We start from the raw sequence: 19513 nt of genomic DNA, 5'->3' as shown, positions 1-19513 counted from the left end.
GAGGAGTTGTCCCCCTGTGCCTCAGAACAGCACTGTGCCCAAGATTCTGATCGTCGGTGGAGGCTACGCAGGCTTCTACAGCGCATGGAAGCTCGAGAAGCACCTGCGCAAGGGCGAAGCCGACGTCACCATGGTCGACCCGCTGCCGTACATGACGTACCAGCCGTTCCTGCCCGAGGTCGCTGCAGGTTCGATCGAGGCGCGTCACTCGGTCGTCGCGCACCGTCGCCACCTCAAGCGCACGAACGTGATCACCGCCAAGGTGACGAACATCAACCACGCCGAGAAGGTCGCCACGATCACGCCGCCGTCGGGTGAGCCGTACGAGTTCGCCTACGACCAGATCGTCGTCACCGCCGGTGCCGTGTCGCGCACGTTCCCGATCCCGGGCATCGCCGACAACGCGATCGGCCTCAAGACGATCGAAGAGGCCGTCGCGATCCGCGACCGCGTCATGTCGAACTTCGACAAGGCCGCGTCGCTGCCCGCCGGCCCCGAGCGCGACCGCCTGCTGACCGTCGTCGTCGTCGGTGGCGGGTTCGCCGGCATCGAGGTGTTCGCCGAGTTGCGCTCGCTCGCCTCGTCGCTCGTCGGCAAGTACCCGCAGCTGAGCTTCGAGGACACCCACTTCCACCTCATCGAGGCGATGGGCCGCATCATGCCCGAGGTCTCGCTGCCGACCAGCGAGTGGGTGCTCAAGGACCTCGCCAAGCGCGGCGCCAACGTGCACCTCGACACGCAGCTCACGAGCGCGGTCGACGGCAACGTCGAGCTGTCGACCGGTGAGGTCATTCCGACCGACGTGATCGTCTGGACCGCCGGTGTCATGGCGAACCCGACCGTCGTGCGCGGCGGCGACCTGCCCGTCGAGGAGCGCGGCCGCATCCAGACCCGCGCTGACCTGCGCGTCGGAACCCCGGAGGCCTTCGTCGAGGGCGCCTGGGCCGCCGGTGACGTCTCGGCCGTCCCCGACCTCTCGGGCGGTGGCGTCGGCGGCTTCTGCGTGCCGAACGCGCAGCACGCCGTGCGTCAGGCCAAGCTGCTCGCGAAGAACCTCGTGGCCGTCCTCCGTGGTGAGGACCCCAAGGAGTACTTCCACAAGAACCTGGGTGCCGTCGCCGGTCTCGGCCTCTACAACGGTGTGTTCCAGTCCGGGAAGATCGCGCTCAAGGGCTTCGTCGCCTGGGTCGCGCACCGTGGCTACCACGGGCTCGCGATGCCGACGTGGGAGCGCAAGTGGCGCGTGCTGTGGGGCTGGTGGAACAACCTGTGGCTCGGTCGCGACATCGTGAACCTGCAGACCGTGCAGAACCCGCGCTACGTCTTCGAAGAGTTCGCGGCTCGTCCGCGTCCGGCCGCTCCGGCCGCATCGCCCGCTGCGCCCGCCGAGACGGCTTCGGCCAAGACGGATGCCGCGGCCGAGAATGCCGAGAAGGCTCCGGCTGACAAGGCTCCGGCGAAGAAGGCTCCGGCCAAGAAGCCCGCCGCGAAGAAGCCGGCTGTCGAGAAGGCCTCCGAGCCCGCCGCCGCGAAGTAATCCGCGTCATCGAACGCCCCGACTCCCGCCCGGAGTCGGGGCGTTCGTGCGTCAGCCCGTATTCGCACGGGGCTCATAGGTGCGATCGCTACTCTCGAGCATGCAAGGGGAGTACTCCCGTCTGCGGTGGTGTCGTCATTACGGACATGTCGATGTGTCCCGGCCCACCGGCCCCGTCCGGGGTGGAGGAGACCTGGCGTCCGCCGTCGCGGACAGCCGTGGATCCCTCGTCTCCTCCCGTCGTGGTTCCCGTGGTCGTCCGCACACGACCCGAAGGAATCGCATCATGGGAAAGCTCTCCCGCCTCATCGGAATGGCCACGCAGGCGCTCGACCTCGACTCCGGTGATCGCCGCCGGGATCAGGCCGCGCCGCAGACCGTGGCTCCGCGACAGCCGGCGCGCGGCCACGACCCCTACTCGCCTCCGCCCGCGCCGGGAGCGTATGCCGCCGCTCCGCGCGCCGGCGCGGCGGCCTCCGACGCCGACCGCGCGGCGATCGCGCGCTACGACTACCTGATGCAGACCGCTGACCCGCAGCGCATCGAGCAGATGCACCGCGAGGCGTTCGAGCGCCTCACCCCGGCGCAGCGCGCACAGATCGAGGACCGCATGCGTGCGGAGCTCCCTCCGCACGAGCGCCCGGCATCCGCCTCGGCCGACAACCTCGCCCGGGCGGCCGGCCGAGCCGAGGCGGCGAAGCCCGGGCGGATGCGGGGGCTGCTCTCGCGCGTTCGCGGCGGCGGTCGCGGGCTCGGCGCGGCGGGTGCCGTCGGTGGCGCAGCGGTCGGTGTGCTCGGGGCGGTCGCGGGCGGTGCAGTGCTGAGTACCGTCGCCGGCCCGCTGCTCGACCAGGCGGCGAACCTGGGCGTCGACTTCACGGCTCTCGCCGAGGGCGTCGACCTCGAGGCGATCGCAGCGGGCATCGACGTCGAAGGCTTCGCGGGCGCGGCCGAGGGCGTCGTCGGGTCGGCCGGCGAGGCGGTCAGCGGGCTGGGCGAGACGGCGAGCGGCTGGGGGGACAAGCTCGGGGAGCTCGGGCTTCCCGACATCCGCGATCTCTTCGGGCGGTGATCCGCGACCACGAGGAGTGCCCCCGCTGGGACTCGAACCCAGACTGAAGCGATTTTAAGTCGCCTGCCTCTGCCATTGGGCTACGGGGGCCTCGTCGTGGCCAGCCTATCGAAGCCTTCGTGTGCGATCCGGTCCCGCGACCCGTGACCCTGAGTCCGAGAAGCCGTAGGGTGGGGGAGTGCTCGACCTCACAGCCGAACTGAGCCCCGATCCGCACCGCACCGGGGTGTCCCCCGAGTGGGAGGACCCCGCGAGATACTGGCCGCGCCTGTCGGCCGCGACCGCGCATCTGCCGGCCCCCGTGGCCGTGATCGATCGCGACGCGCTCCGCTACAACGCGATGGACATGCTCGTCCGCGCGGGGGGTCTGCCGATCCGGGTCGCGTCGAAGTCGGTGCGTGTGCGCGCCGTGCTCGACGCGGTGCTGGCTCTTCCGGGCTACCGGGGCATCCTCGCCTTCACGCTCGCCGAGGCGCTGTGGCTGGCCGAGACGCACGACGACATCGTCATCGGCTATCCCACGGTCGACCGGGCCGCACTCGTGCGGCTCTTCGCCGACGAGCAGGCGGCCCGGCGCGTCACCCTGATGGTCGATGACCCTGCGCACCTCGATTTCATCGACAGCGTCGCCGGTGCCGGTCGTCGGCCGGAGATCCGCGTCGCGATCGACGTCGACGCGTCGTGGCGCTCGGCCCTGCTCGGTCACATCGGGGTTCGCCGCTCGGCCCTCTTCAGTGCGGGTGAGGTCGCGGCTTTCGCCCGCGAAGTGGCGGCACGCCCCGGGTTCCGGCTGGTCGGGTTGCAGATGTACGACGCCCAGATCGCCGGGCAGGGCGACGACGCAGGGTCGGATGCTCCGCTCATCCGTCTCGTCCAGGCGCGTTCCCGGGCCGAGCTGCGGGAGCGGCGGGCCGCCATCGTCTCGGCGGTCGCCGAGGTCGCCCATCTCGACTTCCTCAACGGCGGCGGCACGGGTTCGCTCGAGTTCACGGCGAGTGACGAATCGCTCACCGAGGCGAGCGCCGGGAGCGGTCTTCTCGGAGGCCACCTCTTCGACGGGTACCGCTCGTTCCGACCCGCTCCGGCATCCGCGTTCGCGTTCGACGTGGTGCGACGCCCCGCCTCTGACATCGCCACCGTTCTCGGCGGAGGATGGATCGCGTCGGGTCCGCCCGTCGCCTCCCGTCAGCCCCGACCGGTGTGGCCGGAGGGTCTGCGCACCCTGCCGCGCGAAGCCGCGGGCGAGGTGCAGACGCCGTTGCAGGGCCCGGCTGCCGCCTCGCTCGGTGTCGGCGACCGCGTCTGGTTCCGGCACGCGAAGAGCGGCGAACCGGCGGAGCGCATCGATCGCTATCAGCTCGTCTCGGGCGACGAGATCGTCGACGAGCTGCCCACCTATCGCGGCGAAGGAAAGGCGTTCCTGTGACGAGAATCGGCGGCACCTGGCAGAACTGGGGGCGGTCGGCATCCGTCAAGCCCGTCCGTGTCGAGCGCCCGCGCACGCCCGAAGGGGTACAGCGCGCCGTCGTGGCCGCCGCCTCGCAGGGGCTGACGATCAAGGCCGTCGGCGCCGGGCACAGTTTCACCGGGATCGCGGTCGCCCCGGGCGTGCTGCTCGAGCTCGACGATCTGCAGGGCCTGGTGTCGGCGGACGCCACGACCGGCCGCGTGACCCTGCTCGCCGGCACTCGTCTGCACCGCATCCCCGGTCTGCTCGCCCCGTTCGGCCTCGCGATGGAGAACTTGGGCGACATCGACCGGCAGTCGATCTCCGGGGCGATCTCCACGGGAACGCACGGCACGGGTACCGGTTTCGGGGGACTCGCGGCGCAGGTCGTCGGCGTCACACTGGTGACCGCCGCGGGCGAGTTCCTCCGGGTCGACGACGAGCAGAACAGCGATCTGCTTCCGGCCGTCGCTCTCGGACTCGGAGCCCTCGGGATCCTCGTCGAGGTGACGCTGCAGTGCGTTCCCGCCTTCGTACTGCACGCCGTCGATGCGCCCGCCCCGCTCGCAGATGTGCTCGCGACGCTCCACGATCGCGCGGCGGCATCGGATCACTTCGAGTTCTACTGGTTCCCGCACACCGACGTCGCGCTCACGAAGCGGCAGACCCGTCTCGACGAGTCGGCGGTGCGCAAGCCGCTCCCTCTCCTCGGCAAATGGGTCGACGAGTCGCTGCTCTCGAACGGCGTCTACCGCGCGGTGTGCGCCGCGGGCCAGGTGGTGCCCGCGGTCACGCCCCCGTTCAGCCGCCTCGCCGTCAAGCTCACGGGCGATCGGGAGTACACCGACCGCTCGCACCGGGTGCTCACGCAGTCGCGCAACGTGCGCTTCCGCGAGATGGAGTACGCCGTGCCGGCGGAGCGGATCGTTCCGGTGTTCCGCGCCGTGCAGGCGCTGATCGCCCAGCGCGGATGGCGCATCGAGTTCCCGCTCGAGGTGCGGTTCGCGGCGGAGGACGACCGCTGGTTGTCGACGGCCTACGGGAGAGCCAGCGCCTACATCGCCGTGCACCGCTACTGGCGGGCCGACCCCACGGAGTACTTCGAGGCGGTCGAGCAGATCATGCACGAGCACGGCGGGCGCCCGCACTGGGGGAAGCTGCACACGCTGAACGCCGATCAGCTGCGTGAGCGGTATCCCCGATTCGACGATTTCGTCGCGCTGCGCGACCGGCTCGACCCCGATCGGCTCTTCCGCAATCGGTATCTCGATCGCGTTCTCGGAGCCTGAACGCATTCACAGGTCCGAGACGCGTCATGCCCAGTCCACGTGCAGGCGCGGTGGATAGGATGAGAGAAACACGAGGAAGGGTGGGCCTCTGATGGAATGGCTCGTGCCGGTACTGATCATCGTCGGCGTGATTCTGCTGGTCGGCATCTATCTGTGGGCCACGTACAACTCGCTGGTTCAGTTGAACGTCCGCGTCGATGAGGCATGGAGCGGCATCACCGTCCAGCTCAAGCGTCGAGCCGACCTCATCCCCAACCTCATCGAGACCGTCAAGGGCTATGCCTCGCACGAGAAGGCCGTCTTCGAGAACGTGACCCGTGCGCGCGCCGAGACGCTCTCCGCGAGCGGGCCCGGTGCGGCCGGCATCGCCGAGGGCCACCTGCAGCAGGCATTGCGCAGCCTGTTCGCCGTCGCCGAGGCGTACCCGCAGCTGCAGGCCAGCACGAACTTCCTCCAGGTGCAGCAGGCTCTCGTCGACACCGAAGACAAGATCCAGGCTGCGCGCCGGTTCTACAACGGCGGTGTGCGCGAGCTCAACACCAAGATCAAGGTGTTCCCGAACAATCTCTTCGCCAAGGGCCTGGGATTCACCGAGCGCGAGTTCTTCGAGGTCGCTGACAGCGGAGCGATCTCCGAGCCGCCGCGCGTCCAGTTCTGATCGCGTTCCGCATTCCGCTTTCGTGAATGACCCTCACCACACGGTGAGGGTCATCTCGTTTCCGGCCAACGTCACGTCTCCCCGCACCGCCCAGTCCTCGCTGCGATAGGTGGTCGTGCGCGAACCGCCGTCGCGAGCGGTGCCGGTGAGGGTCGCCACGAGCTCCCCGCCGCTCGCGGTGAAGCTCGCGCCGTCGTCGGCGAGCACCACGGTCGGCATCGTGTCGATGCGGAATGCGACGTCGTCGACCGTGCGGAACTCGGTTCCCCAGGGGATGCGGATGCCGCAGCCGTCGGTCGGGAGGGCCGTTTCCGCCGCGCATGCCTCGAGGAGTTCGTCGAGTCGCTGCTGCGCCGCTTCCGTCGCCTCGGGCCGCAGCGACGTCTCGACCTCGACGTCGTCGGCCGCGCCCGGAAGCGCCACGACGTCGATCGACCCCGACAGGTACGCGGTCGGCGCGGCCGCGACCGTGTAGACGGCGGGGACGAGGAAGAGCGCCTCGGAGGCATCGAGCACCGTGCCTTCGATCGCAACGGCCGTACCCGCGGTCGTCGAGACCGTCACCTCGGCGAGGCCCGATCCGTCCGGGACCCACCGACCGTCGGAACGGGTGAGAGCGAGGTCGGCGTCGTGCTCGGCATCACCCAGCACGAACGACACGTGCGCCACCGCGCTCGATCCCGTCGCCTCTACCGAGACCACGGTGGCCTCGGAGACGACCGAATGCGCGCCGTCGAACGCCTGGAGCGCCTCGTCCGAGACGTCGATCCCGGTGGCCTGCACCGCCGCGGCGTCGCCGGACTCGAGCGCCCGGAGATACGCGTGCGCCGCCTCGTCGGCCGAGCCCGCCCGCGACTGCGCCTGCCAAATCACGATGCCCGCACCGACGAGGAGCACGGCGACGATCGCGGCGACGAGCCATACCCAGGGCCGAGTGCTCCTGCGTCGTGGGCTCGGGTGCGGATCCGTCGTACTGCGCTCGGTCATCCGTCCGTCTCCCGAGCGTGAACGTGCCGGCGAACGTCGCCGCCGAGGGCGTGCAGCGCTCCGTGGATCGCGTCGGACGCGTCGCCCCAGCCCGACACCGATACGTGCTCGAGCCGCTGCCAGGCGGCGGCGAGAGCGAGTTCGCGGGCGATCGGTTCGGCGTCTTCGGGTCGGGCCTGCGGCTCCCACCAGGCCGACTGCACCTGCAGCGTGGACGTGGAACGGTCGGCCTTGAGATCGACGCGGGCCACGATGCGGTCGCCGACGAGCACGGGCAACGAGTAGTAGCCGTAGCGACGTTTCTCGGCCGGGACGTAGATCTCGATGCGGTAGTCGAGGTCGAAGATGCGCAGCGCTCGATCGCGGAACCACACGACGGGATCGAACGGGGTGAGCAGTGCGGCGCTCCCGAGGGCGCGGGGCAGGACGCTGTCCCGATGCCGCCAGGCGGGGAGGGGGCGCCCGCCGCGCTCCCATCCGCGAACCCGTACGGGGACGAGCTCCCCGGCATCCGAGAGATCGGCGATCGCCTGGGAGACCGCAGCGCGGTCGCGGATGCGGTAGTAGTCGGCGAGATCGGACTGCGTCGCGACGCCGGACGAACGTGCGGCGCGGCGCACGAGCTCGCGGATCGCATCGGAGCGGGGAATCGTCCGGGCGCGCACATCGGCGGGGATGACGTGCTCGGCAAGCGCGTAGGTGCGCTCGAATCCCTTGCGACCGCTGATCGCCACGTCGCCCGTGCGCCAGAGGTGCTCGAGGGCGAGTTTGACGTCGTCCCAGTCCCACCACGTCCCTCGCTCGCGCGGTGCATCTTCGCGCAGGTCCACCGGCCGCAGCGGGCCGCGGGCGCGCAATTCATCCTGCACCCAGGTCAGGGTGCGCGCGTTCTGGCTCATCCAGGACTCGTCGCCCGACCAGCGTCGGCGGAAGTCGTCCATCCGGAACTGCCAGAGCGGCCAGTCCTCGATCGGGATGAACGTCGCCTCGTGGGCGAGGTACTCGACGTAGTGGGTGGTGCGTGAGAGGAACACGCGGTCGAGGAGGGCCGGTTCGTAGGCTCCCAGACGGGAGAACAGGGGCATGTAGTGCGACCGGGCGAAGACGTTGACGGAGTCGATCTGCAGCACACCGAGTCGCTCCATCGCCCGATGCACGTGCCGCGAGGAGACGTCTTTCGGGCGCGCACGTGTGAACCCCTGAGCGGCGAGGGCGATGCGCCGCGCCTGAGCGGCGCTGAGGGTTTCGGTCACGTCGGAAAGCGTAGCCCCGGCCGCCGACATCGCGGGCGCGTGACCGGCCGCCGAAGGATGCGTCTGACGGCATACGGCATCGCCGTAGACTTGGGCGATGAGCGACGAGCAGCGACCGCGGTTGAGGGATCTCCTGCGTCCGCGCCCGGTCTCGACCGACCGGACGGTGACGACCGAGGCGGAGGAGGCCGTGCCCCTCCCGTTGCGCATCACGGCGGGCTACGCGTGGCGTCTGCTCCTGATCGCCGCGGTCGTCGCGGGGTTCATCTGGATCGTCATCCAGCTCAAGCTGCTCGTGATCCCGCTGATGGTCGGCATCCTCATCACCGCTCTGCTGTGGCCCGCGTTCGAGTGGATGCTGCGGCACCGGTTCCCCCGGTGGCTCGCCGTCGCGATCTCGATCCTCGGCACGATCGCGATCGTCTCGACCCTGCTCTGGCTCGTGATCTGGCAGATCCGCGCCCAGCTCCCGGACGTGCAGGCGCGCACAGGGGCCGCGGTCGAGCAGTTCCGGCAGTTCCTCCTCGACGGTCCGCTGCACCTGACCGAGAAGCAGATCCAGGGCTACATCGATCAGGCGTTCGAACTCGTCAACGAGCAGGCCCAGCTCCTCCTCAACGGGGCTCTCGCCGTCGGAACCACGGCCGCCCACGTCGTGACCGGAGCCGTCCTGTCGCTGTTCATCCTCATCTGCCTGCTGGCCGACGGAGCGGGGATCTGGCGGTGGACGCTCCGGCTCTTCCCGCGCAAGGCGCGTCCCGCCGCCGACAGCGCGGCCCACAACGGCTGGTCGACGATCGTCAACTACGCACGCACGCAGCTGCTCGTCGCCGCGATCGACGCGGTCGGCATCGGCACCGGAGCGGCCCTTCTCGGTGTTCCCCTCGCCCTCCCCGTCGCGGTGCTCGTCTTCCTCGGATCTTTCATCCCGATCGTCGGTGCCGTCGTGACCGGCGCGATCGCGGTGCTGCTCGCCCTCGTCTACAACGGCCCGTGGATCGCCCTGGCGATGCTCATCGTCGTGCTCGGGGTCCAGCAGCTCGAGGGCCATGTCCTGCAGCCGATCCTGATGGGGTCCGCCGTGAAGGTGCACCCCCTGGCGGTCGTGCTGGTGGTGGCCGGAGGATCCATGATCGGCGGCATCCCCGGCGCACTGTTCGCCGTGCCGCTGGCCGCATTCGTGAACGTGGCCGCCGTGACCGTCAGCACCGGGTCGTGGCGCACCGGAGACCAACCAGATGCAGATCTGATCTGGAGCACAGTACCGCGACAGCGGAGACGGAGAAATCGATGAGCGCAGTCCCCAGCCTGACCGAGTTCGAGCACGCAGCTCAGAGTCTGGCTGAGGTGATCTCGCACACGCCCACGCTGCCCTCCCGCGCACTGTCCGACATCCTCGGCGCACCGGTGCTGCTGAAGATGGAGAACCTGCAGCGCACCGGCTCCTTCAAGATCCGCGGCGCGGCCTACCGGCTGTCGCGGCTGAGCGCCGAAGAGCGCTCTCGCGGCGTGGTCGCGGCGTCCGCAGGCAACCACGCGCAGGGCGTCGCGCTCGCCGCCCAAGCGCTGGGCATCCCGGCGACGATCTTCATGCCGCTGGGCGTGCCGGTGCCCAAGCTGCTCGCCACGCGCGGCTACGGCGCCGAGGTCGTGCTCGAGGGCGAGACCGTCGCCACCTCGTTGCGACTGGCAGCGGAGTTCGCCGAGCGGACCGGAGCCGTGCTCATCCCCCCGTTCGACCACCGCGACGTGGTGATCGGCCAGGGCACGCTCGGCCTCGAGCTGCTCGCCGACGCCCCCGAGGTCGATACGATCGTGCTCGGCATCGGCGGGGGAGGGCTCATCGCCGGCGTGGCCGCGGCGGTCAAGGCGCGCGCCGCCGAACTCGGCCGCGAGGTGCGCATCATCGGTGTGCAGGCCGAAAACGCCGCGGCCGTGCCGCCGTCGCTCGCAGCCGGCCACCCGGTCGACATCGAGACGCGTCCGACCATCGCCGACGGCATCCTCGTCGCCCGTCCCGGGGCGATCCCGTTCGACATCATCAAGGACCTCGTCGACGAGGTCGTGACCGTCTCCGACGACGATCTGGCCCGGGCGATTCTCATCCTCCTCGAGCAGGCGAAGGTCGTCGTCGAGCCCGCGGGCGCGGCGGGTGTCGCCGCGATCCTGTCGGGGAAGATCGAGGCGACGGGCACGACGATGGCGGTGCTGTCGGGAGGGAACATCGATCCGCTCCTGCTGCAGCGCGTCGTCTCGCACGGTCTCGCCGCCTCCGGCCGCTACCTGACCATCCGCATCCCCCTTCCGGATCGTCCCGGCCAGCTCGCGCGCGTCTCGGAGCTGATCGCGGAAGCGGGAGCGAACGTCATCGAGGCGATGCACACCCGTCACGGGCACGGTCTGCAGATCAGCGACGTGATCCTCGAACTCAGCGTCGAGACCCGCGGACCCGAGCACTCCGAGCACACGCTCGACACGCTCCGCCGCGAGGGTTTCGAGCCCATCGTCGTTCCGGACTGACGCCGAACGCAGAACGCCCCTCGTGCCTGCGGGCCGAGGGGCGTTCTGCGTGAGGGGGTGTCAGCCGGTGTACGTCTCGACGTTGACGATCTCGACCGAGATCGAGCGCCCGTTGGGAGCCTCGTACGACGACTTCTCGCCGACCTTCAGGCCGAGGATGGCCTGTCCGAGCGGGCTGGCCTCGCTGTACACGTCGAGGTCGCTGCCGACCGCGATCTCACGGCTGCCGAGGAGGAAGACCTCTTCGCCGCCGGCGACGAGCGCCGTGACGACCGTGCCGGGCTCGACGACGCCGCGGCTGGCCGGTGCCTCGCCGACCTTGGCGGTCTTGAGCAGGTTCTCGAGCGTGCGGATGCGCGCCTCCTGCTTGCCCTGCTCGTCCTTCGCGGCGTGGTAGCCGCCGTTCTCCTTGAGATCGCCCTCTTCGCGAGCGGCCTCGATGCGCTTCGCGATCTCGTCGCGGCCCGTGGTGGAGAGGTTCTCGAGCTCGGCGACGAGCCGGTCGTAGGCTTCCTGCGTGAGGAAGGGAACCTGAGCGTCCGTGGACATGACGAAGCTCCTTCTTTCGGTATCGCTCCCGCTCGCGGCGGGGGATATGCCAAGACGCCCCGGCACTTGCCAGGGCGTCGTCGTTCTGCGTCGAGTCTAAGCGACCCAGCAGGTGTTCACCAAACCTGTCGTGGCCTCGGCCACGGTCGGGATGGTGGCGGCGAGGGCCTGCGCGTGGCTGTCGCCGGCGGGGATCTCGACGACCTTCCACCCGACCACGCCGAACTCCTCGTCGAGGGCCTCGACGATGCAGACCACGTCCTTGCCCTGAACGCCGGTGATCTGGAACCGCACGTCGACGCTGTGCTCGTCGACCAGCGTGTATCCCAGGTCGTCGGCATCGACCTGGTTCATCGACTGCGCCACGATGCCCCACCCGTAGCCGCCGACGAGCAGGATCGCGACGATTCCGGCGATGATCCAGGGGGCGCGGCGCCTGCGGGTGCGTCCGTACCGTTCGTCGAGCTGCTCTGGGGTCGTCACGCTGCAGGTCTCCCGATCGTTAGGCTGGTGATTACAGGTTATGCGACCTGCGTACGAAAGGCCGATTCATGCTCGCTCTGTCCGAGACCCCGATGCCGACGCCCACGATGACCGTCGACCCGGAGTCCGTCACCCCCGGCTTCGTCGGGTTCGCGGCGATCGTCGTCGTCCTGATCGCCGTCATCCTGCTGATCTGGGACATGAACCGCCGTATCCGCCGCGTGCGCTACCGCGAGGAGGTGCGCGACGAGCTCGACGCCGAGGAGGCCGCCCGCGCCGCCGACGAGGCGACCGAGACGGATGCCGACCTGCCGATCGTGCGCGAGGGCGACGACGATCCTGCAGACGACGGTCCGCGCCCGGCCTGACCGATCAGGCGGGTACGCCGAGCGAGGGCGACAGCGGTGCGAGGGCGATCAGCAGGCACGCCGTCCAGTGGCAGAGGAATGCCAGCACCGTGCACACGTGGAAGATCTCGTGGAAGCCGAAGTGCCCGGGCCACGGGTTCGGCTTCTTGAGCGCGTAGACGATCGCCCCGCCCGTGTAGAGCAGTCCGCCCACGATGACGAGCACCATCATGGCGACGTTCGCGTTGAGCAGGTCGACGATGTACATCACGGCGGCCCAGCCCAGCAGCAGGTAGAGCGCGACGTACAGCCACCGCGGGGCGTGGATCCAGAACACCCGGAACAGGATGCCCAGCAGGGCGCCGCCCCAGACCAGGAAGAGCAGCAGCGTGCCCTTCTCCGGCGGGAGGGCGAGCGTCGCGAGCGGCGTGTAGGTGCCGGCGATCAGCAGCAGGATGTTCGCGTGATCGATGCGCTTGAGCACGATCTTCGTGCGCGGGCCCCAGTTGAAGCGGTGGTACAGGGCGGAGTTGCCGAAGAGCAGCAACGATGACGCCATGAACACCGCGGCGGCCCACTTGGCGGGCGCTCCCTCCGAGAGCACGATGAGCACGACGCCCGCGGCGATCGCCACGGGGAAGGTGCCGGCGTGGACCCATCCGCGCCACGAGGGCTTGACCTCGATCACGGCATCGGCTGCGGCAGCCTCCATGAGGGGCAGCTGAGGGAGGTCGGGGCCGGAGTCTTCGGGAGTGCTCACGTGCACACTCTATTCGCGGTGGCATTCCGCCAGCCGTACATGTCCACAGCATCCGCACCGGCGGCGAGGGGGAGGACGCTGTAGCGTAGGAAGGTGATGTCAGGGGATAACCAGGGGCGTGGGCCGCTGTACCGGCTCTACAGCAACCGGCTGCGCCGCCGCCTCGATCCGGCGTCCGTTCCGCACCACATCGCGATGATGATCGACGGCAACCGTCGATGGGCACGACAGCTCGGCTACGCCACGGCCGCTCACGGACACCGCGCCGGTGCGATCAAGATGCGCGAGTTCCTCGGTTGGTGCGATGAACTCGGCGTGCGCGTGGTCTCGCTGTACCTGCTCTCGAGCGACAACCTCCTCAAGCGCGACTCGGCCGAGCTGGCGGATCTGATCGAGATCATCGCCGATCTCGCCGAAGGCCTGTCGTGGGAGGGCAACTGGCGCGTCAAGCACGTCGGGCGCTCCGACATCCTTCCGACGGATCTCGCCCGGGTCCTCGCCGATGCCGAGGAGCGCACGAAGGACCACACGGGACTCCACGTCAACCTGGCCGTCGGCTACGGCGGCCGGAACGAGATCGTCGACGCGGTGCGCAGCATCCTGGTGACGCACGAGGCGTCCGGCGGCACGATGGAGGACCTCGCGGCGCAACTCACGCCGGAGATGATCGGGGAGCACCTCTACACCGGAGGACAGCCGGATCCCGACCTCGTGATCCGCACGAGCGGCGAGCAGCGCCTCAGCGACTTCCTCCTGTGGCAGAGCGCCCATAGCGAGTTCTACTTCGTCGAGGCTCTCGGACCGGACCTGCGCGAGGTCGACTTCCTCCGGGCGATGCGCGACTTCGCGGATCGGGACCGTCGTTTCGGGCGGTGACGGGACGCCCGAGAGGGAGTCGTCACCGTGCCGCCATCGTGCCAGACTTACTCGGTGAGCACCATCCACGACTACTTGGCCACGTTCGACGTCGAACCCGGTTATCTCAACTGGGCTGCATTCGGACCGTTGTCGCCATCGGTGCGCGAGGAGGTCTTCGCCGACGCCGACCTCCTCGGCAGCGGACGCCCCGCCTCGCTCGCGCTCGTCGCGGAGCGCGTCACCCAGGCGCGCGAGGTCGTCGCCGACATCCTGCAGGCGGATGCCGAGGACGTGACGGTGCAGCCGTCGTCGACCCAGGGACTCGCCCAGGCGCTCTACGGCGCACGGGGCACGGTGATCGCCTCGACCGCCGAGTTCCCGAGCGTCAGCCTGACGCTCGATCGCGCGGCCGCCTTCTCGCAGGGCACGGTCGTGCCGCGATGGATCGACCCGGCCGACGGCCGTGTGACCCCGGATGCCGTCGCGGAGGCGCTCGACGACGATGTCACCGCCCTCGCCGTGAGCCACGTCGACTTCCGCACGGGCTACCGTGCCGACCTCGCGGCGCTGCGGGAGGTGATCGGCCCGGACCGATTGCTCATCGTCGACGCCGTGCAGTCCTTCGGCATCGTCGACACCGACTTCCGCGTCGCCGACGTCGTCGTGGGGCACGGTTACAAGTGGCTGCGCGCCGCGCGCGGGACCGGCTTCGCCTGGTTCTCGGATCTGGCGCGTGAGCGCCTCGCCCCGGTGCTCAGCGGGATCACCGGCACCGAGGGGGAGGGGCTCGCGGTCGACGAGCGCCCTGCGCCCGCGGCATCCGCGCGCGCGTTCACGACCAGCGGTCCCGACACGCTCGCGGCGGGTCGCCTGGCCGTCGGCGCACGCACCGTGCGCGATGCCGGGATCGCGGCGATCGAGGAGCATCTCGCGGGCCGCGTCGACGCGGTCATCGAGATCGCCGACCGGCACGGTATCACGGTCGTCTCTCCGCGCGAGCGTGAGCGGCGCGCGGGGATCGTCGCCCTCGCGCCGGAGGAGCCTGCCCGCCTCGCAGCCGCACTCGCCAACGCCGGTGTCGTGGTGACCGCTCGTGGTTCGGCGGTACGGGTGGCCCCGCATGCCGGCACCGACGACGAGACCATCCGGATGCTCGACGACGCGCTCGCCGGATTCGGCAACGAGACGTTCACCATCGCGTAACACTTCGCTGGCGTGTCGAGCCGAGGAAAAGTCGGCGGCTGGTCGTACCTTCAAGGCATCGGGCATGGTGCCCGATCGGGTCGGCCACAGGCAAGCGACTCGTGACCCCCTGGTCGACTCGTTCGAATAGCCGGGATTCCCCGGGTCGGGAGTGGGTCGTGACCACACGTTCAGCGCAGCAGTCCACCAGCACCGCGCAGCAGTCCACCCGTCAGTCGAATCGACGGGCGTCGTCATCGGATCCGGATCAGGATCTCCGCACCTACGTCCTCGACACCTCGGTTCTGCTGAGCGATCCGCAGGCGTTCTTCCGATTCGCCGAGCACTCCGTCGTCCTCCCGGTGGTCGTGATCACCGAGCTCGAGGGCAAGCGTCACGACCCCGAGATCGGATACTTCGCCCGACAGGCGCTCCGGCACCTCGACGACCTGCGCATCGAGCACGGGCGTCTCGACTTCCCGGTCGAGGTCGGCGAGGGCGGCACGCTCCGGGTGGAGCTCGCCAACACCGACTCCTCGGTGCTCCCCGCGGGCATCCGCCTGAGCGACAACGACACCCGCATCCTGTCGGTCGCGATGCATCTCGCCCAGGACGGCCAGGACGTCACGATCGTCTCGAAGGACCTGCCGATGCGGGTGAAGGCGGCGTCGCTCGGGCTCCGAGCCGAGGAATACCTCGCCGAGCAGGCGATCGACTCCGGCTGGACCGGCATCTCGACGCTGAACCTCTCGGGCGACGACATCAGCGACCTGTACGAGAGCGAGGTCGGCATCAGCGAGGAGGCCCGCGGTCTTCCGGTGAACACCGGCCTCATCATCCACTCGGAGCGGGGTTCCGCCCTCGGACGGGTGACCGGGGAGGGCGAGTACAAGCTGGTTCGTGGCGACCGTGACATCTTCGGGATGCACGGGCGCTCGGCCGAGCAGCGGATCGCCATCGACCTGCTCACCGACCCCGACGTCGGCATCGTCTCGCTGGGTGGTCGTGCGGGTACCGGCAAGTCGGCCCTGGCGCTCTGCGCCGGGCTGGAGGCCGTGCTGGAGCGGCAGCAGCAGAAGAAGATCATCGTCTTCCGTCCGCTGTTCGCGGTCGGTGGGCAGGAGCTCGGATACCTCCCGGGCGACCAGGGCGAGAAGATGGGGCCCTGGGGCCAGGCGGTCTTCGACACGCTCGGCTCCGTGGTCTCGGGCAATGTGATGGAGGAGGTCGTCGAACGCGGCATCCTCGAGGTCCTGCCGCTCACGCACATCCGCGGCCGTTCGCTCCACGACGCCTTCGTGATCGTCGACGAGGCCCAGTCCCTCGAGCGCAATGTGCTCCTCACCGTGCTCAGCCGCATGGGTCAGAACTCGCGGGTCATCCTCACGCACGACGTCGGTCAGCGCGACAACCTCCGCGTCGGACGCCACGACGGCATCGCCAGCGTGATCGAAACGCTGAAGGGACACGACCTGTTCGCGCACGTCACGCTCATGCGCTCCGAGCGCTCCGCGATCGCGGCCCTGGTCACCGAACTCCTCGAGGGCGGTGAGCTGAGCTAACGGTCCGTCTCATCCGAGAAGGCAAAGAACGCCGGCCCCGAAAGGGACCGGCGTTCTTGCGTGGGCGGACGGATCAGCCCGGGTGCGTCATCGACAGCAGGTCGAGCTTCTCGTCGAGCTGCTCGAGCGTAAGCTCGCCGCGCTCGACGTAGCCGAGGTCGATCACGGCGTCGCGCACCGTGATGCCCTGGGCGACCGCGTGCTTGGCGATCTTGGCGGCGGCCTCGTAGCCGATCAGCTTGTTCAAGGGCGTCACGATCGACGGGCTCATACCGGCGAACGCGGCCGCGCGGTCGAGGTTCGCCTGCAGGCCGTCGATCGTCTTGTCGGCCAGCACGCGCGAGGCGTTGGAGAGCAGACGGATCGATTCGAGGAGCGCCGTGCCCATGACGGGGATGGCGACGTTCAGTTCGAACGAACCGGATGCTCCGGCCCAGGCGACGGTCGCGTCGTTGCCGATCACGCGCGCGCACACCATCAGCACGGCTTCCGGGACGACCGGGTTGACCTTGCCGGGCATGATCGACGAACCGGGCTGGAGATCGGGGATGTGCAGCTCGCCGAGGCCCGTGTTTGGGCCTGAGCCCATCCAGCGCAGATCGTTGTTGATCTTGGTCAGCGAGACGGCGATGGTGCGCAGGGCACCGGATGCCTCGACGAGACCGTCGCGGTTGGCCTGGGCCTCGAAGTGGTCCTTCGCCTCGGTGATCGGCAGTTCGGTCTCGGCCGCGAGCAGCGCGATGACCTTCTGCGGGAAGCCGAGCGGGGTGTTGATGCCGGTGCCGGTGGCGGTGCCGCCGAGCGGGACCTCCGCGACGCGGGGGAGCGCCGACTGCACGCGCTCGATGCCGAGACGCACCTGACGGGCGTAGCCGCCGAACTCCTGGCCGAGGGTGACCGGGGTCGCATCCATGAGGTGGGTGCGACCGGACTTCACCGCGTCCTTCCACAGCTCGGCCTTGGCCTCGAGTGCCACGGCGAGGTGGTCGAGCGACGGGATGAGCGTGTCGATGAGCGCCTGGGTCACCGCGATGTGCACCGAGGTCGGGAAGACGTCGTTCGACGACTGCGAGGCGTTGACGTGGTCGTTGGGGTGCACGTCCGCGCCGAGGATGCGCGTCGCCAGCGTCGCGAGCACCTCGTTCATGTTCATGTTCGACGACGTGCCCGAGCCGGTCTGGTAGGTGTCGACCGGGAACTCGCCGTCGTGGGAGCCGGCGGCGACCTGGTCGGCGGCCTGCGCGATGGCGTCGGCGATGGCGCCGTCGAGCGTGCCGAGCTCCTTGTTGGCGAGCGCGGCGGCCTTCTTGATCCGGGCGAGGGCTGCGATCTGCGTCGACTCCAGCCCCTTGCCCGAGATCGGGAAGTTCTCGACGGCGCGCTGCGTCTGCGCCCCGTAGAGCGCGTTCACGGGCACCCGCACTTCACCCATGGTGTCGTGCTCGATGCGGTACTCGGTATCGGTCATTCCGAACCCTCCTGCGTTTCGGGGTCGATCCCCACGGTGATGACGGGCACGGCCGTGCCCTCGGCCAGACGGTAGTTGGCGCCGACGATGCCCAGGCGGCCCTCGGCGACGGCGGTGCTGATGATCTCGGACGACTGCAGCAGGTCGGCGACGGTGTTGCGCAGGTGCTCCTGGCCGACGAGTTCGGCGTCGATCTCGGCGACCGTCGTGCCGCCGCTCTCGGCGAGCACCTTGCGCGCGGCCGGGACGATCGGGGCGATCAGCTTCCAGATGTGCGGGGGCACGGGTGCCGCGTCGATCGCGGTGCCGTCGATCGCGGCGCGCACGGCACCGCAGGAGTCGTGCGCGAGAACCACGATGAGCGGCACGTTCAGCACCGCCACCGCGTACTCGAGGCTCGCGACGATCGATTCGCCGATCACCTGGCCGGCGTTGCGCACGACGAACAGGTCGCCGAGTCCGAGGTCGAAGATGATCTCGGCGGCGAGACGCGAGTCCGAGCAGCCGAACAGGGTGGCGACCGGGTTCTGGGCCTCGGCGAGTCCCTTGCGGCGGGCGACGTCCTGATTCGGATGCCGCGGCTCCTCGTTCACGAAGCGGCGATTGCCGTCGCGCATCTGCTTCCAGGCTGCGGCCGGGGTCAGGTCGTGCGTCATGAGGCCTCCGAGAGGGTGCGGATCTGGGGGGTGAGTGAGGCGGCCAACTCGGCGGTGGAATCGGCCGACCGCGAGCCGTAGAGCAGCACGTAGTCGTCACCGGCCTGCGTGCCGAGGGCGTAGGAGATGTTCGAGGCCGAGTCGCCGGGGGTGAACACGTCCCACTCGATGCCGTCGATCGTGACGGTGTCGGTGGGGGCCGTCCCCTCGAGGCGCTGCGGTGCCCAGCGGGAATCGGCGTCGAAGGCCTGGGCGACCTTGACGAACCCGCGCTCGTCCTGGGCGGCAGGGGCGAGCGTGATGTCCCACACGACGGTGGCACCGCTCTGCAGCTCGGCCGCGTTCACCCGCCAGAAGTCGCCGAGTTCGGGCACGATCACCGCGCTGTCCATCGTGTTCTCGACGTCGGCGGCGATGCCGGTGAGGTCGACGGACGGCGCGGATGCCGGCTCACCGCGCGGGACGGCGAAGATGATCACGGCCAGCACGGCGAGGGTCGCCAGCAGTGCGGCGATGAGACTGCGCACGGTCTGGCTCGACCGGTAGGCCTTGCTCGACGCGGCCTTGCGGGCGGCCGTCTCCTCCGGGGTCTCGGGGCGTCCGAGCTCCGCGACGATGGGAGCGGGCTTGTTCATCGCTCGTCCCCGTCGTCGGCAGCGGCGCGGGCGGCGTCGAGTCGGCGCTTGGCGCCGAGGAGCCATTCCTCGCACCGGGCGGCCAGGGCCTCACCGCGCTCCCAGAGCGCCAACGACTGCTCGAGGGTCGGCGCGCCCTGTTCGAGTTCGGCGACCACGGTGACCAGCTCGTCACGAGCGGCCTCGAACGTCAGCGTCTCGACAGGGGTATCGTTCAGCGCGCTCACTCCTCCATCCTACGGCGTGCCGT

At 69.7% G+C, this 19513-nt stretch carries 20 protein-coding genes and 1 tRNA gene; 11 read left to right on the top strand and 10 right to left on the bottom strand.

The window, feature by feature from the left end:
- The first annotated feature begins 34 nt into the window (after positions 1-34).
- On the top strand, positions 35-1537 hold the full coding sequence (locus WFJ97_RS05395; RefSeq protein ID WP_336640729.1) for an NAD(P)/FAD-dependent oxidoreductase: 1503 nt from the start codon (positions 35-37) through the stop codon (positions 1535-1537).
- Positions 1538-1823: 286 nt separating this feature from the next.
- Entirely contained in the window at positions 1824-2609 is a 786-nt protein-coding gene (locus WFJ97_RS05390) for a cation-transporting ATPase (RefSeq protein WP_336640728.1), read from the top strand.
- A 17-nt stretch (positions 2610-2626) separates the two neighbouring features.
- Here the strand turns inward: WFJ97_RS05390 and WFJ97_RS05385 are convergent.
- Positions 2627-2699: transfer RNA gene (locus WFJ97_RS05385), tRNA-Leu, on the bottom strand.
- 88 nt (positions 2700-2787) lie between these two features.
- On the opposite strand from WFJ97_RS05385, the gene WFJ97_RS05380 reads away from it, so the two are divergent.
- The 3 genes from WFJ97_RS05380 to WFJ97_RS05370 all read left to right on the top strand — a co-directional run bounded on the left by WFJ97_RS05380 (position 2788) and on the right by WFJ97_RS05370 (position 6003).
- A complete protein-coding gene (locus WFJ97_RS05380) occupies positions 2788-4035 on the top strand; it encodes an alanine racemase (protein ID WP_336640727.1) in 1248 nt (415 codons plus the stop codon).
- Positions 4032-5345, top strand: a complete 1314-nt coding sequence (locus tag WFJ97_RS05375; protein WP_336640726.1) for a D-arabinono-1,4-lactone oxidase — start codon at positions 4032-4034, stop codon at positions 5343-5345. The genes WFJ97_RS05380 and WFJ97_RS05375 overlap by 4 nt, the downstream gene beginning before the upstream one ends.
- A 91-nt stretch (positions 5346-5436) precedes the next feature.
- On the top strand, positions 5437-6003 hold the full coding sequence (locus tag WFJ97_RS05370; RefSeq protein WP_247623022.1) for a LemA family protein: 567 nt from the start codon (positions 5437-5439) through the stop codon (positions 6001-6003).
- Between the two features lie 33 nt (positions 6004-6036).
- Here the strand turns inward: WFJ97_RS05370 and WFJ97_RS05365 are convergent, their stop codons facing one another.
- Positions 6037-6990 carry a hypothetical protein gene (locus WFJ97_RS05365; protein WP_336640725.1) on the bottom strand — a complete coding sequence of 318 codons (954 nt, stop codon included), beginning with the start codon at positions 6988-6990 and terminating at the stop codon, positions 6037-6039.
- Positions 6987-8243 carry a winged helix-turn-helix domain-containing protein gene (locus tag WFJ97_RS05360; protein ID WP_336640724.1) on the bottom strand — a complete coding sequence of 419 codons (1257 nt, stop codon included), beginning with the start codon at positions 8241-8243 and terminating at the stop codon, positions 6987-6989. Before WFJ97_RS05360 ends, WFJ97_RS05365 begins: the two co-directional genes overlap by 4 nt.
- A 97-nt stretch (positions 8244-8340) precedes the next feature.
- On the opposite strand from WFJ97_RS05360, the gene WFJ97_RS05355 reads away from it, so the two are divergent.
- Together WFJ97_RS05355 and ilvA are read left to right on the top strand one after the other, a co-directional pair.
- Positions 8341-9537 (top strand): AI-2E family transporter, encoded by a 1197-nt coding sequence (locus tag WFJ97_RS05355; protein WP_247623019.1) that lies wholly within the window; start codon positions 8341-8343, stop codon positions 9535-9537.
- Positions 9534-10763: a threonine ammonia-lyase gene (gene ilvA / locus WFJ97_RS05350; RefSeq protein ID WP_247623018.1), complete on the top strand. Its 1230-nt coding sequence runs from the start codon at positions 9534-9536 to the stop codon at positions 10761-10763. The genes WFJ97_RS05355 and ilvA overlap by 4 nt, the downstream gene beginning before the upstream one ends.
- A 60-nt stretch (positions 10764-10823) precedes the next feature.
- Here ilvA and greA read toward each other — a convergent pair whose 3' ends face one another.
- Both greA and WFJ97_RS05340 read right to left on the bottom strand, forming a co-directional pair.
- The gene (gene greA / locus WFJ97_RS05345; protein WP_247623017.1) at positions 10824-11312 is read right to left on the bottom strand and encodes a transcription elongation factor GreA; all 489 of its coding nucleotides are present in this window, start codon (positions 11310-11312) and stop codon (positions 10824-10826) included.
- A 96-nt stretch (positions 11313-11408) separates the two neighbouring features.
- Complete coding sequence (locus tag WFJ97_RS05340) at positions 11409-11795, bottom strand: DUF4307 domain-containing protein (RefSeq protein ID WP_247623016.1); 387 nt, start codon at positions 11793-11795, stop codon at positions 11409-11411.
- Positions 11796-11863: 68 nt separating this feature from the next.
- Here WFJ97_RS05340 and WFJ97_RS05335 point away from each other — a divergent pair, with 68 nt between their 5' ends.
- Positions 11864-12163 carry a hypothetical protein gene (locus tag WFJ97_RS05335; RefSeq protein WP_247623015.1) on the top strand — a complete coding sequence of 100 codons (300 nt, stop codon included), beginning with the start codon at positions 11864-11866 and terminating at the stop codon, positions 12161-12163.
- 4 nt (positions 12164-12167) lie between these two features.
- Here the strand turns inward: WFJ97_RS05335 and trhA are convergent, their stop codons facing one another.
- Complete coding sequence (trhA, locus tag WFJ97_RS05330; protein WP_247624710.1) at positions 12168-12854, bottom strand: PAQR family membrane homeostasis protein TrhA; 687 nt, start codon at positions 12852-12854, stop codon at positions 12168-12170.
- Positions 12855-12998: 144 nt separating this feature from the next.
- Here trhA and WFJ97_RS05325 point away from each other — a divergent pair, with 144 nt between their 5' ends.
- From WFJ97_RS05325 to WFJ97_RS05315, 3 genes are all read left to right on the top strand, one after another.
- Complete coding sequence (locus tag WFJ97_RS05325; RefSeq protein ID WP_247623014.1) at positions 12999-13778, top strand: isoprenyl transferase; 780 nt, start codon at positions 12999-13001, stop codon at positions 13776-13778.
- A gap of 54 nt (positions 13779-13832) precedes the next feature.
- Complete coding sequence (locus WFJ97_RS05320) at positions 13833-14963, top strand: aminotransferase class V-fold PLP-dependent enzyme (RefSeq protein ID WP_247623013.1); 1131 nt, start codon at positions 13833-13835, stop codon at positions 14961-14963.
- A gap of 158 nt (positions 14964-15121) precedes the next feature.
- Complete coding sequence (locus tag WFJ97_RS05315; protein WP_282185340.1) at positions 15122-16504, top strand: PhoH family protein; 1383 nt, start codon at positions 15122-15124, stop codon at positions 16502-16504.
- A gap of 73 nt (positions 16505-16577) precedes the next feature.
- Here the strand turns inward: WFJ97_RS05315 and WFJ97_RS05310 are convergent, their stop codons facing one another.
- From WFJ97_RS05310 to WFJ97_RS05295, 4 genes are read right to left on the bottom strand one after another with little or no spacing between them, the layout of a single operon-like run.
- A complete protein-coding gene (locus WFJ97_RS05310; protein ID WP_336640723.1) occupies positions 16578-17972 on the bottom strand; it encodes a class II fumarate hydratase in 1395 nt (464 codons plus the stop codon).
- Complete coding sequence (locus WFJ97_RS05305; protein ID WP_336640722.1) at positions 17969-18628, bottom strand: carbonic anhydrase; 660 nt, start codon at positions 18626-18628, stop codon at positions 17969-17971. The genes WFJ97_RS05310 and WFJ97_RS05305 overlap by 4 nt, the downstream gene beginning before the upstream one ends.
- Positions 18625-19263 (bottom strand): DUF4245 family protein, encoded by a 639-nt coding sequence (locus WFJ97_RS05300; protein WP_336640721.1) that lies wholly within the window; start codon positions 19261-19263, stop codon positions 18625-18627. The genes WFJ97_RS05305 and WFJ97_RS05300 overlap by 4 nt, the downstream gene beginning before the upstream one ends.
- Positions 19260-19490 (bottom strand): exodeoxyribonuclease VII small subunit, encoded by a 231-nt coding sequence (locus tag WFJ97_RS05295; RefSeq protein WP_247623009.1) that lies wholly within the window; start codon positions 19488-19490, stop codon positions 19260-19262. The genes WFJ97_RS05300 and WFJ97_RS05295 overlap by 4 nt, the downstream gene beginning before the upstream one ends.
- Between the last annotated feature and the right edge of the window lie 23 nt (positions 19491-19513).

Origin of the sequence: Microbacterium sp. USHLN272, assembly GCF_037149655.1 — a bacterium.
GTDB lineage: Bacteria > Actinomycetota > Actinomycetes > Actinomycetales > Microbacteriaceae > Microbacterium > Microbacterium galbinum.
Note: the sequence above shows the minus strand (reverse complement) of the source record. Positions and strands in the feature narration are given on the sequence as shown.

Excerpts from the sequence above, each read along its gene's own strand:
- WFJ97_RS05390 (WP_336640728.1), top strand. The coding sequence starts at position 1,824 with ATGGGAAAGCTCTCCCGCCTCATCGGAATGGCCACGCAGGCGCTCGAC.
- WFJ97_RS05370 (WP_247623022.1), top strand. The coding sequence starts at position 5,437 with ATGGAATGGCTCGTGCCGGTACTGATCATCGTCGGCGTGATTCTGCTG.
- WFJ97_RS05365 (WP_336640725.1), bottom strand. The coding sequence starts at position 6,990 with ATGACCGAGCGCAGTACGACGGATCCGCACCCGAGCCCACGACGCAGG.
- WFJ97_RS05355 (WP_247623019.1), top strand. The coding sequence starts at position 8,341 with ATGAGCGACGAGCAGCGACCGCGGTTGAGGGATCTCCTGCGTCCGCGC.
- ilvA (WP_247623018.1), top strand. The coding sequence starts at position 9,534 with ATGAGCGCAGTCCCCAGCCTGACCGAGTTCGAGCACGCAGCTCAGAGT.
- greA (WP_247623017.1), bottom strand. The coding sequence starts at position 11,312 with ATGTCCACGGACGCTCAGGTTCCCTTCCTCACGCAGGAAGCCTACGAC.
- WFJ97_RS05335 (WP_247623015.1), top strand. The coding sequence starts at position 11,864 with ATGCTCGCTCTGTCCGAGACCCCGATGCCGACGCCCACGATGACCGTC.
- trhA (WP_247624710.1), bottom strand. The coding sequence starts at position 12,854 with ATGGAGGCTGCCGCAGCCGATGCCGTGATCGAGGTCAAGCCCTCGTGG.
- WFJ97_RS05325 (WP_247623014.1), top strand. The coding sequence starts at position 12,999 with ATGTCAGGGGATAACCAGGGGCGTGGGCCGCTGTACCGGCTCTACAGC.
- WFJ97_RS05310 (WP_336640723.1), bottom strand. The coding sequence starts at position 17,972 with ATGACCGATACCGAGTACCGCATCGAGCACGACACCATGGGTGAAGTG.
- WFJ97_RS05305 (WP_336640722.1), bottom strand. The coding sequence starts at position 18,628 with ATGACGCACGACCTGACCCCGGCCGCAGCCTGGAAGCAGATGCGCGAC.
- WFJ97_RS05300 (WP_336640721.1), bottom strand. The coding sequence starts at position 19,263 with ATGAACAAGCCCGCTCCCATCGTCGCGGAGCTCGGACGCCCCGAGACC.